We start from the raw sequence: 11,833 nt of genomic DNA, 5'->3' as shown, positions 1-11,833 counted from the left end.
CCGGGTGGCGCCGTGCCGCAGACCCCGGCAAGCCTGCAGCCGGGCGACGAGGTTGTCACCGAGCCGCCGGCCCAGAAGATCGTGAACAAGAAGGCGACTTTCTCGGGGCTCGACAAGATCACCGGGCGCATCATCAATTTCGACGAGGAGATCGGCGAGACCGTCCAGTTCGGCGCGCTCAGGGTCAAGACCGACGCCTGCTACACGCGGCCGGCGACCGAGGCCACCAACACCGACGCCTTCGTCGAAGTCGACGAGATCACCTTGCAGGGCGAGGTGAAGCGGATCTTCTCGGGCTGGATGTACGCGGCAAGCCCGGGCCTGCACGGCGTCGAGCACCCGATCTACGACATCTGGCTCACCGACTGCAAAGAGCCGCAGCAGACCATTGCGACCGCAGCGCCGGATCCCGCGACCAAGCCCGCACCTCCGCCGCCGCCCGCGCAGAAGAAGGCCGCGCCGAAGCAGGTGCAGCAGCGTCCGCCGCAGCCTCTGCCGCCGATCCAGCAGCAGCAACCGGCACCGCCGCCGCCTCCGCCGCCGGAGCAGCGGCCGGGTCTGTTCGGTATCCCGGGGTTCGGCCGCTAAGCCTGCTATCGATTATTGCCGCGCGGCGATGATCTCGAGCGCGCGTGCGCCCGGGATCGCCTCACCCGCAGAGAGCTTCAGGAAATCGCCGGGCTCGCCCGCAAGCGCCTTGTCGAGCAGCGCGGTGTAGCGCCGCCGCGAGATCTCGGCCGCGCCAAAGCTCTTCAGATGTTCGGTGACATATTGGGTGTCGAGCAGCTCGAAGCCGCCATGGACGAGCCGCGCGACGAGATGCACCAGAGCGACCTTGGAGGCATCGCGCGCGGTGTGGAACATGCTCTCGCCGAAGAAGGCTCGTCCGAGGCTGACGCCGTACAGCCCGCCGACGAGGTCCTCGCCCTGCCAGGCCTCGACACTGTGGCAATGGCCGAGCTCGTACAGGCCGCCATAGAGGTCACGGATGCGCTTGTTGATCCAGGTGTCCTCGCGTCCGGCCTGCGGCGCGGCGCAGCCGGCGATCGTCGCCTTGAATGCGGTGTTGACGGTTACGCGAAACACATCCGAGCGGACGGTGCGCGCGAGCCGCGAGGCGACACGAAATCCATCGAGGGGGATGACGCCACGCAGCTCCGGCTCGACCCAGAACAGGGTCGGATCTTCGGCGCTCTCGGCCATCGGAAAGATGCCGCAGGCATAGGCGCGCAGCAGCACGGCCGGTGTGATTTCAGGCGGGGCGGAGTCGCGCGAAGTCATGGTTCGCAACCATAGCAGGATCGCGACGCGGTTGCGATGGGGGTGAGCAGGGCAGCGAGATCAGCTCGCGGCGGCGGTGCTGGTTCTGCCGGGGGCTGCCGGCATGCGCGCGAATTTCAGCACGATCCGGGTTCCGGAATGGGCGGGATCGCGCTCGACCGTGGCGTCGAGCTTGGAGGCCATGGCCGCGACGATGCGCTGGCCCATGCCGGTGGAGCGCGGATCGGCCTTGACGTTGTCACCGACGCCGTCGTCGGTGATCGACAGCAGGACATCGTCGCCCTGCGCGTGCAGCTCGACATGGATCGGGCCGGCGCCGTCGGGATAGGCGTATTTCACCGCGTTCATCACCAGCTCGTTGACGATGATGCCGACGGCGACCGCGCGGTCGGGATCGATCTCGATCGGCTCGGCCTTCAGCGTCAGGCGCGACATCCGGTTGCCTTCGGCCGAGCGGCGGAGATCCTCGAGCAGCGAGTCCAGATACTGGTTCAGGACCACGCTCTTCAGATCCTGCGAGGTGTAGAGGCGGCGGTGCACCTGCGCGACCGCGGCGACGCGGCCCATCGCATTGGTCAGTGCCGCCTTGACCTCGTCCTGCGCGGCGGAGCTTGCCTGGAGGTGCAGCAGCGAGGCGATGATCTGGAGCGAGTTGCCGACGCGGTGGTTGACCTCGCGCAGCAGCAGCTCGCGTTCGGCGGCAAGGGCGGCGTAGCGGTCGCGCGAGGCATGGATCTCGGCCTCGGCTTCCTCGCGTGCCTTCTGCAATTCGGCCTGGCGCAGCGCGCCCTCGGTTGCGACGTGGAGCAGGGGGATGAAATCGCCCGTGACGTCCTTGACGAGATAATCGGCCGCGCCGGCCTTCAGCGCGGTGACGGCGATGCTGGAATCCTGCGAGGCCGTGACGAACACCACGGGCGGCGCACCCGGGATCGCCATGATCTGCTCCAGCGTCTCCAGCCCGTCGAGGCCGGGCATGTACTGGTCGAGCGCCACCACGTCGATGCCGCCCTCGACCGCGGCGCGGCGGATGCGCTCCAGGCCTTCCTCGCCGCTCGCGGCGTGGACGACCCTGTAGCCGCGCCGCGTCAGGCCGCGATCGACCAGGCGCGCCAGCGCACTATCGTCGTCGATGTAGAGCAGTGTTGGCGTGCGCTGGCTCATGGGGCGGCGGGAGGGACCTGGATGACCGAGAAGAACAGGCCAAGCTGCCGGATGGCATTGGCGAAATTCTCGTAGTTGACGGGCTTGGTGATGTAGACGTTGCAGCCGAGCTCGTAGCAACGCTTGATTTCCTGGGAATCGTCGGTGGTGGTCAGCACCACCACGGGCGAAGCCTTCAGATATTTGTTTTCCTTGATCTGCCTCAGGATGTCGATCCCGGTCATGTCGGGCAGGTTGAGGTCGAGCAGGATCAGCAGCGCGTTGCCCTTCTGCACGAGCCCGCTGCCGTCGGCGCCGAACAGATGCTGCATCGCGTCCGTGCCGTTGGGAAACGAGACGATCTCGTTATTGACCCCCGAGCGGCGGATGTTGCGCTCGATCAGGCGGGCGTGGCCCTCGTCGTCCTCGATCATGATGATGGTGACAGGCTGGGTCATCGATCTGCGTTCCGGTTGCTCACATTCCAGGCGATCGGCAGCGTGATCGTGAAGGTGCTGCCCGCGTCCAGTTCCGATGATACCGACATGGTGCCGCCGAGGCGACGCACAAGTGCACGCACATGCGCAAGACCAATGCCCTGGCCGGGCTTGTCCTGGGTTCCCGCGCGGCGGAACAGGTCGAATATCCGCTGATGATCCTTCGGATCGATGCCGCGGCCATTGTCGCTGATCTCGAAGATAGCGTAGCCGAGTTTGGTCCGCCCGCGAATTCTGATTTCGCCGGGCACCCCGCGCTTCAGGTACTTGATCGCATTGTCGATCAGATTGGAGAAGATCTGCTCGAGTGCGAGCCGGTCGCTGACGATGTCAGGCAGGGGCTCGAGGTGAATCTGGGCCTGTGCCTCGGCGGCCTGGTGCGCCAACGTCGACACGATGGCCTCGATCAGCTCGCTGGTGTCGATCTTCACCGGCTGGAATTCGCGTCGGCCCTCGCGGGTGAGGTTGAGGATGGCCGAAATCAGCCGGTCCATCTTGGCGATCGACGTCTTGATGAAGCCGAGCGCTTCGGAAAAATCCTCCGAGAGCTGCTTGTCGGCGCCTTCGAGCACGATCTCGCCGGGCGCGCCAGGCGCCAGCGGCGGCCCGCCGGCGGGGACTTGGGTGAGGCTGCCGAGGCGGCGGAAGACATCGCCGCTGAGCTCTTCGAGCTCGCTGGTGAAGCCCATGATGTTGACGAGCGGCGAGCGCAGATCGTGGCTGACGATATAGGCAAAGCGCTGGATCTCTGCGTTGGCCTCGCGCAGGTCCGCGGTGCGCTCGTCGACGACGGACTCCAGGTTGACGTTGGCATCGCGCAGGCGCGCTTCGGCCTCGTCACGGGCGCGGGCCGAGCGCCGCACCAGCCAGGTCGAGATCAGGGCCAGCAGCACGACGAGGCCGGAGCCGATGCCGGTCATCGATGCAGCCAGGGTCTGACTCCGGTCGGAGTTGGCGGTTCGGACCCGGAACAGCCGCTCCTCTTCGCGGATCATCGCGTTGGCCAAGTTGGTGATCGTCGTCGTGGTGTTGCCGGCCGCGGCCTCGCGGATCAGCGCCGTGGCCCTCTCCGGTTGGCCCTCCTTCACGAACTTCATCTCGCGCGAAAACTGGTCGAGCCGGGTCGCAATCGCCGCACTCAGCTTCTCGATGCTGTCGCGTTGCGCCGGATTGTCGCCGATCTGGCGCGTGAGCTTATCGAGTGCCGGAATGATCGCTGCGACGGCCTTCTCGTGGTCCGACTGGAAATCCGGTCCCTGCGTCAGGAGAAAGCCGCGGGCGCTGCTCTCGGCGCGGCGGATTTCGAGCAGCAGGGCGTTGATTTGGCTCTCCGCCTCGATGGTGTGAACCACCCATTTGCTGTCGTCCCGCGCCTTGTTGACGAGGTAGACCGAGCCGGCGCTGATCACAGTCAGAATCAGGAGGCCCGCCGAGATCAGCAGGATCTGCCAAAATGCGCGCCGTCGTTGGGCCTCGGCCGTCACGACGGCCTCGCTCTGTCACGTTCAGCGGAAGTCAAAACGCCCCCTTGGACTGTCCCCGCGTCGAGAACGCGATAAGGCCCAAAGGGTTCCACGGCGAAAGTGGATTTATCGCGGAGCGGGTTCCGTCTTGCCGGCCAGATACTGTTCCAGCCAGTGGATGTGATAATCGCCGTTGATGATGTCGTCTTCACGCACCAGCGCGCGGAACAGCGGCAGCGTGGTCTCGATGCCTTCCACCACCATCTCGTCCAGCGCCCGGCGTAGCCGCATCAGGCATTCGGCGCGGGTCTTGCCGTGCACGATCAGCTTGCCGACCAGGGAATCGTAATAGGGCGGGATCGTGTAGCCCTGGTAGACCGCGGAATCGATGCGGACGCCGAGTCCACCGGGCGGATGGTATTGCAGTATGCGGCCGGGCGAGGGCCGGAAGGTCTGGGGATTTTCGGCGTTGATGCGGCACTCGATCGCATGGCCGATGACCTGGACCTCTTCCTGCCTTGCCGGCAAATCGCCGCCCGCGGCGATGCGGATCTGCTCCAGCACGAGGTCGATGTCGGTGATGCTCTCGGTGACGGGATGCTCGACCTGGATGCGGGTGTTCATCTCGATGAAGTAGAACTCGCCGTCCTCGAACAGGAACTCGATGGTGCCGACGCCGAGATATTTCATCTCGCGCATCGCCTTGGCGCAGGTCTCGCCGATCTTGGCGCGCGCGGCGGCGGCAAGGACAGGCGAGGGGCCCTCTTCCCAGACCTTCTGGTGGCGGCGTTGCAGCGAGCAGTCACGCTCGCCGAGATGGATCGCGCCGCCGCGGCCGTCGCCGAGAATCTGGATCTCGATGTGACGCGGCTTCTGGAGGTATTTTTCCAGATAGACCGAGGCATCGCCGAAGGCGGATTTGGCCTCGTTGGCCGCCGTCGACAGCGCCACCTGAAGGTCGACCTCGCTCTGCGCGACCTTCATGCCGCGGCCACCGCCGCCGGCCGCCGCCTTCACCAGTACCGGAAAGCCAATTTTTTTGGCGATCGCCAGCGCGTCGTCATCGGGACCGACCGCACCGTCGGAGCCGGGCACGACGGGGATGCCGAGCTTCTTGGCGGTCTTCTTCGCCTCGATCTTGTCGCCCATCAGGCGGATGTGCTCCGCCTTGGGACCGATGAAATGCAGATTGTGCTCGGCGAGGATCTCCGCAAAGCGGGCATTCTCGGACAGGAAGCCGTAACCGGGATGCACGGCATCGGCCCCGGTGATCTCGCAGGCCGCGAGCAACGCGGGCACGTTGAGATAGCTGTCCTTGGATGCCGGCGGTCCGATGCAGACGCTTTCGTCCGACAGGCGCACATGCATGGCATCGGCGTCGGCGGTGGAGTGCACGGCGACGGTGGCGATGCCGAGCTCCTTGCAGGCCCTGAGGATGCGAAGGGCAATCTCGCCGCGATTGGCTATGAGGATCTTGTCGAACATGGTGCCTCAGGGGGCGAACGGGGAATAGCGATTGGCGAACAGGGAAGAGTAACTATTCGCTCCTCGCTATTCGCCAGTCCCTCACTCAATGATGACGAGCGGCTCGCCGTACTCGACCGGCTGACCGTCCTCGACCAGGATCTGCGTCACCGTGCCGGCGCGCGGCGAGGGGATCTGGTTCATGGTCTTCATGGCTTCGATGATCAGCAGGGTCTGTCCGACCGAGACCTTGCTGCCGACCTCGATGAACGGCTTGGCGCCGGGCTCCGGTGCCCAATAGGCGGTGCCGACCATCGGCGAGCTGACAGCGCCAGGATGCTTCGACAGGTCGGGACCGGCGGCGGCAGGCACGGCGGAGGCGACCGGCAGGGCGGCGGGAGCGGCTGCCATCTGCATCGGCATGGTCGCAGCAACGCTGACGTTGCGGGCGACGCGCAGGCGCAGGCCCGCACGTTCGATCTCGATCTCGGTGAGGCTGGTCTCATCGAGCAGCAAAGCGAGCTCGCGGATGAGCGCGGAATCCTCGCTGGAAAACTTTGCGGCTGCTTTGTCGTCTGGCTGGCGCGCCATGTTCTTTGATCCGAATGTTCTGTTTGATGAAGGGGGCTTCAGGCTTTGGGCTTGATGGCAAGCTTGGCGGCAAGGCCCTGGATGGCGAGGCGATAGCCCTCGATGCCGAAACCGCAGAGCGAGGCGAAAGCCGCGCGTGCGGTGTAGGAGTGGTGACGAAAGCTCTCGCGGGCGTGGATGTTGGTCACATGCACTTCGACCGTCGGGATCTGCACCGCGAGCAGCGCGTCGTGCAGCGCGATCGAGGTGTGCGAATAGCCACCTGCATTGACGATGATACCCTTCATCTTGCGCGCATGCGCCTCGTGGATGAAGTCGATCAACTCGCCCTCGCGGTTTGACTGCCGGCAATCGGCCTTGAGGCCGTACGTTGCAGCGGTCTCCCGGCACAGTGCCTCGACGTCGGCCAGCGTGGCGTGGCCGTACTTCTCGGGCTCGCGGGTCCCCAACATGTTGAGGTTCGGCCCGTTGAGGACGAGGATCGTATCGGTTGCAGGTTCTGCCATTCCAATCCCGGGAAGAGGTGCTCGGCGTGGCGGGGTTATAGGTAACAAAGCGGCCTAGGGGAAGCCTTGAAGGGCCTCCCAAGGGGCTTCAGGTAGCTCATCCCCGGTGCAAAAACCTGTGCGGAAGCTACGGAAATTGCTTGTTAACCAGTTCTAATCGTGGCTGCCGGAGGGAGGCTCGCAGGGGGAGGGCGTCGCATAGGCCAAAGGCCCCTGCCGATCTCTCGGCAAGGGCCCATTTGGGCTTCAGCGAAGCAGCTTAGCCTTCGATGATGTAGACGATTTCGCGCGTCTGCGGACGGACGATCACGTACTGACCGCGGACGAAAATCACCTCATAGCCACGCCACTCCGGGTAGATCTCCACGATCCGGGGCGGAAGCGGATGGACTCGAACGGAGGCCGGGATCGCGGTGCCGACCGAGATGTTGAAGTTGACGTTCGTCGTCTCTTCGATCTTGGTCGACTTGATCGCCGTCGAAATTTCAGTCCGCTTTTCGGCCGGCGGCGCGGAAGCCGTCGCGGAGGCGGTGCCGGTCGTGGTCTGGGACTTGTCGGTCGTAGCCGCATTATTGGTCTTGGCGGCGCCGCCGGCCCTGTTGTCCTCGGCCTTCATGTCCTTGGCAGACTTGGCGGGGTCAGACTTCGTCGTCGAATCCGAGCTCATGCTCTTCGACTTGTCCTGCTGGGACTTGTCCTGCGCGCGTTCGTCAGTGCGCTGGCCCTTGGTGGCGCCGGCCTTGTCCTCGGCCGCGTTCTTGTTCATCGCGCCGCCCGGGCGCTCGTCCTTCATCGCGCCGGATTTGTCCTCGGAAGGCCGATCGGACTTCATGGTGCCAGCGCCACCGGCCTGGCCGACGGTGCCCTTGTCATGGCTCATGGAATCGCGGCCCGTCGAGCCGCGCTCGGCGGCGCCGCCGGAGGGCTGCGAGTGCTGCATCTGCTGCGAGCCAGCGCCGCTGTCACGGCCCTTGTCTTGTGCGTTCGCCAGACCGGCGCCCGCGACCAGGGCGACTGCGGCGACAGAAATCATAAAGCGGTTCAACATCGAATTCTCCTCACGTGTTTCTTTGCGTCATTGCCCGTGCGCCGACAACGAAAGGAGATTTGAGTTGTTCCGGAACTTCGCCTGTTCCGCGGCATTTGTTTGTTGAATGCCAGATGAATGACTTTGCACGAACGTTCGGCGCAAGAGAAAGGCCGGCTTGTCAGCCGGCCTTTTCGGGGTTTCAGGATCGTAAAACGTATGATCAGCAGGTTGCCTTGCCGCAGCGGGCAATGCCGATCTTTTCCTTGAGGCCTTCGACGCCGACGGCGCCGATCACGATCTGCTTGCCGATGACATAGCTCGGCGTGCCGTTCATGCCCATCGCTTCGGCGAGCTTGAAGTTCTCCTCGATGGTGGCGCGCACCTCGGGGCTGGCGAGGTCCTTTTCGATTTTGGCGGTGTCGAGGCCGGCTTCCTTGGCGGCTTGAAGCGCGCGCGCCTTGTCGGCAGCGCCGCGGCCGCCGAGCAGCTTCTGGTGGAAGTCGAGATATTTCTTGCCGGAGGGATCCTGCATGCGCACGGCGACCGCGACCTGCGCCGCCTCGACCGAGCCCTGGCTCAGCACCGGAAATTCCTTCAGCACCACCTTCAGCTTCGGATCGGCCTTCATGAGGGTGAGCATGTCGTCCATCGCGCGCTTGCAGTAGCCGCAATTGTAATCGAAGAACTCGACGAAGGTGACGTCGCCGTCCTTGTTGCCGAGCACGACCTGGCGCGGGGAGTTGAAGATCGCGTCCGCATTCTGCGCGATGCTGGCCTCGTGCTTCTGCGTCTCGGCCGCGGCCTGCCGCTTGCTGAGCTCGGCCATCGCCTCCTCGAGCACCTCGGGATGGCTGATGAGATAGTTCTTGATGATATTCTCGATGTCGGTGCGCTGGGTGTCGGAGAAACTGTCGGCCGACGCGGGCACGGCTGCGCCGAACAGGGCGAGCGCAAACAACGCGGGAGCAATCAGGCGCAGCGAAGGCATAGGTAAATCCTCTTATCCAAAGCAGGTTTCGGAATACGTCCCGGCGGACTTAAGCTCGGTGTCGTGACGTCGTGGTATCGGGCGTCGTTCGAGTTGCGTCAGTTGCGCGGCGGCTTCGCCGCCACGATGTCGTCGGCCTTGACCCATCCGGGCGTGCCGACGGCGAAACGGGTTTTCGCGCGCGTAGCGAGCTCGCGGGCGGTCTTGTTGTCGCCGCGCAGGTAAGCGGCTTGCGCCGAGGCGAGATCCGCTTCGGCATAGTCGCCCTTCCGGCCATAGGCCATCGCGAGCTGGGTATAGCCGAGCACCGCCTCGGGTTCTCGCGCCACCGCGGCGCGGAGAATCCGAACGGCGTCGTCGGTGTAGGTCTTATTATCGGTTCCAACCAGAGCCTGCCCAAGTAACATCTCGATGAGGGGCGCGTTGTTGGAAAGCTGTGCGGCCTTGCGCAGCGGAGCGATCGCCTCGGCGGCCTTGCCGCTCTCCAACAGGGCCTGGCCGCGCACCTCGTAGAAGTACGGATTGTTGGGCTGGACCTGGATCAGCGCGTCGATCTGGGCCAGCGCGCTGCGCAGATCGCCGTGCAGATAGGTGCTGATGGCGCGGGCATAGCGCGCCGGCATGCTGTCGTTGGTCTGGGGATAGCGGCGGTACACAGTCTCCGGCCGCTCCATGAACGCGGAGATCTTGGCGCGAACCATGTCGTGGCGGAGCTGCAGCGCGGGATCGTCCTTCTTGTTCCAGTAGGGGCTGGAGCTGGCGAATTCCTGAAGCGCGGCGACGCGCTCGGCCGGCATCGGGTGCGACTGGAGATAGGGATCGGCGCCGCGCGCGGCGAACAGGCTCTCACTGGTGAAGCGCTTGAAGGTCTCGTACATGCCCTTCGGCGATTGCTGGGTCGCGGTCAGGAATTTCACGCCGGCGCGGTCGGCGTTCTCCTCTTGCTGGCGCTGATAGGACAGCAGCGTCCGGCGGATCACCTCCTGGGGAGCCGAGATCGCGGCGGCGCCGGCATTGGCGAGCCCGTTGTTGCCTGCGCTGCTGCGCTGGGTGCTGCCTGCGGCGATCGCGCCTGCGCCGAGCAGCATCGCGATGATCATCTGGGTCTGGGCGGCGGCGAGCTGCTCGCGCAGCTTGGACAGATGGCCACCGGCCAGATGCCCGGTCTCGTGCGCGAGCACGCCGATGATCTGGTTCGGGGTCTCCGATTGAAGGATCGCGCCGTAATTGACGAAGATGCGGCGGCCGTCGGCGACGAACGCGTTGAACGAGCCGTCGTTGAGGATCACCATCTGGATGTTCTGCTTCTCCAGACCCGCGGCGCGCAGGATCGGGCGCGTATATTCGCGCAGCAGTTGCTCGGTCTCGGTGTCGCGCAAGACCGGCGGCCCCTTCTGCTGCGCCCGCGCCGCCGGGAGCGGCAGCAGCGCGATCGCCGCAGCCGTAACGAGGGCGGTGAGGGCGGAGGCCTTCTTGCGCAATGCGATCTGGAGAAACATCAAACGGTCTGGAGAGCAGTTTCGTGATTGGTTTTGGCGATTGGCGGCGGACCGGATACGCGATATGCCCTTGTGAGCGTTACCCTTATGAGCCGTACAATGCGGCCAGTCTGGGGCGCAAGCGCCCCGTTCCCGGGCCGGACGCTCCGGCCCGCCAGCGAAATAGCAGAAATCGATGCACGATGCGACATTGAGGAACCGGTTGGGGCAGTGGCTCGAGCCCTCCCGCCGCAGCGATGTTCCCCCGTTCATGGTGATGGACGTCATGGCCGCGGCGGCCCGAATCGAGGCCGCCGGCGGCCATGTCGTCCATATGGAGGTCGGCCAGCCCGCGGCGGGGGCGCCCGGCACCGCGATTGCGGCCGCCCACGCGGCGCTCGAGGCCGGGCGGATCGATTATACCTCCGCGCTCGGCATTCCCAGTCTGCGCGAGCGCATCGCGCGCCATTATCGCGATGCCTATGGCTGTGCCATCAGCCCTGACAGGATCGTGGTGACCACCGGCTCCTCCGGCGGGTTCATCCTGGCCTTCCTGTCGATGTTCGAGCCTGGCGACCGCGTCGCCGTGACGGTGCCGGGCTATCCGCCTTATCGCCATATCCTCACTGCGCTCGGTTGCGAGCCGGTGCTGATCGAGACCACGAACGAGACGCGCCATGCGCTCACCGGCGAGGCATTGCTCGCGGCGCATCGCAAGGCGCCGCTGAAGGGCGTGCTGGTCGGCAGCCCCGCCAATCCGACGGGGACGATGATGTCCCGCGAAGCGCTCGCCGGCTTGATGGCGGCCGCCGAAGATGCCGGCATCCGGTTCATCTCGGACGAGATTTATCACGGGCTTGATTATGCGTTTCCAGCGGTCACCGCGGCCGCGCTGTCCGAGCACGCACTCGTGATCAACTCGTTCTCGAAGTATTTCTGCATGACGGGCTGGCGCGTCGGCTGGATGGTCGTGCCTGAAATTCTGGTGCGGCCGATCGAGCGGCTGCAGCAGAACCTGTCGATCTCGGTGCCGTCGCTGTCGCAGATCGCGGCAGAAGCCGCCTTCGACGGCGCGGCCGAGATGGAGGCGATCAAGCACGGCTATCAGGAAAACCGGCGGATTCTGATCGAGGGATTGCCGAAGGCGGGCCTAGCCAAATTCCTGCCGGCCGATGGTGCATTTTATCTCTACGCCGACGTCTCGGGCTTCACCTCCGACAGTTTCGAGTTCGCCAAGCAGATGCTGGAACAGGCGCGTGTCGCGGCCACGCCCGGGCTCGATTTCGATCCCGTTCACGGCCGCTCGTTCATTCGTCTTTCCTATGCGCGCTCGCCCGGGGAGATGCGAGAGGCAGTTGACCGGATCGCTCACTGGCTTAAATAGCCGCCAGT

12 protein-coding genes are annotated in these 11,833 nt (G+C 65.1%); 2 read left to right on the top strand and 10 right to left on the bottom strand.

Annotated elements, in window-relative coordinates; all coding sequences use genetic code 11:
* A partial coding sequence (locus XI04_RS25100) for a DUF2155 domain-containing protein (protein WP_271623792.1) occupies nt 1-588 on the top strand: 588 nt, incomplete at its 5' end.
* 12 nt (nt 589-600) lie between these two features.
* On the opposite strand, the gene aat is transcribed toward XI04_RS25100, so the two are convergent.
* From aat to XI04_RS25050, 10 genes are all read right to left on the bottom strand, one after another.
* The gene (aat, locus tag XI04_RS25095) at nt 601-1,281 is read right to left on the bottom strand and encodes a leucyl/phenylalanyl-tRNA--protein transferase (RefSeq protein WP_271623791.1); all 681 of its coding nucleotides are present in this window, start codon (nt 1,279-1,281) and stop codon (nt 601-603) included.
* A gap of 60 nt (nt 1,282-1,341) precedes the next feature.
* Nucleotides 1,342-2,445, bottom strand: coding sequence for a sensor histidine kinase (locus XI04_RS25090; RefSeq protein WP_028144854.1), 1,104 nt, complete (start codon nt 2,443-2,445; stop codon nt 1,342-1,344).
* Complete coding sequence (locus XI04_RS25085; protein ID WP_018323001.1) at nt 2,442-2,882, bottom strand: response regulator; 441 nt, start codon at nt 2,880-2,882, stop codon at nt 2,442-2,444. The genes XI04_RS25090 and XI04_RS25085 overlap by 4 nt, the downstream gene beginning before the upstream one ends.
* Nucleotides 2,879-4,405, bottom strand: coding sequence for a sensor histidine kinase (locus tag XI04_RS25080; RefSeq protein WP_028144853.1), 1,527 nt, complete (start codon nt 4,403-4,405; stop codon nt 2,879-2,881). The genes XI04_RS25085 and XI04_RS25080 overlap by 4 nt, the downstream gene beginning before the upstream one ends.
* A 105-nt stretch (nt 4,406-4,510) precedes the next feature.
* Nucleotides 4,511-5,869, bottom strand: coding sequence for an acetyl-CoA carboxylase biotin carboxylase subunit (gene accC / locus XI04_RS25075; RefSeq protein WP_028144852.1), 1,359 nt, complete (start codon nt 5,867-5,869; stop codon nt 4,511-4,513).
* Nucleotides 5,870-5,950: 81 nt separating this feature from the next.
* A complete protein-coding gene (gene accB, locus XI04_RS25070) occupies nt 5,951-6,439 on the bottom strand; it encodes an acetyl-CoA carboxylase biotin carboxyl carrier protein (protein WP_028144851.1) in 489 nt (162 codons plus the stop codon).
* 38 nt (nt 6,440-6,477) lie between these two features.
* On the bottom strand, nt 6,478-6,945 hold the full coding sequence (aroQ, locus tag XI04_RS25065) for a type II 3-dehydroquinate dehydratase (protein WP_028144850.1): 468 nt from the start codon (nt 6,943-6,945) through the stop codon (nt 6,478-6,480).
* Nucleotides 6,946-7,204: 259 nt separating this feature from the next.
* Nucleotides 7,205-7,993 carry a DUF1236 domain-containing protein gene (locus XI04_RS25060; protein WP_212476033.1) on the bottom strand — a complete coding sequence of 263 codons (789 nt, stop codon included), beginning with the start codon at nt 7,991-7,993 and terminating at the stop codon, nt 7,205-7,207.
* A 202-nt stretch (nt 7,994-8,195) separates the two neighbouring features.
* Nucleotides 8,196-8,963: a DsbA family protein gene (locus XI04_RS25055; RefSeq protein WP_028144848.1), complete on the bottom strand. Its 768-nt coding sequence runs from the start codon at nt 8,961-8,963 to the stop codon at nt 8,196-8,198.
* A 98-nt stretch (nt 8,964-9,061) separates the two neighbouring features.
* Entirely contained in the window at nt 9,062-10,462 is a 1,401-nt protein-coding gene (locus tag XI04_RS25050) for a M48 family metalloprotease (RefSeq protein WP_028144847.1), read from the bottom strand.
* Nucleotides 10,463-10,637: 175 nt separating this feature from the next.
* Here XI04_RS25050 and XI04_RS25045 point away from each other — a divergent pair, with 175 nt between their 5' ends.
* Nucleotides 10,638-11,825 carry a pyridoxal phosphate-dependent aminotransferase gene (locus XI04_RS25045; RefSeq protein ID WP_212476035.1) on the top strand — a complete coding sequence of 396 codons (1,188 nt, stop codon included), beginning with the start codon at nt 10,638-10,640 and terminating at the stop codon, nt 11,823-11,825.
* The last annotated feature ends 8 nt before the right edge of the window (nt 11,826-11,833 follow it).

This window comes from Bradyrhizobium sp. CCBAU 11430 (assembly GCF_028128855.1).
In the GTDB taxonomy this organism is placed as follows: domain Bacteria; phylum Pseudomonadota; class Alphaproteobacteria; order Rhizobiales; family Xanthobacteraceae; genus Bradyrhizobium; species Bradyrhizobium ottawaense.
Note: the sequence above shows the minus strand (reverse complement) of the source record. Positions and strands in the feature narration are given on the sequence as shown.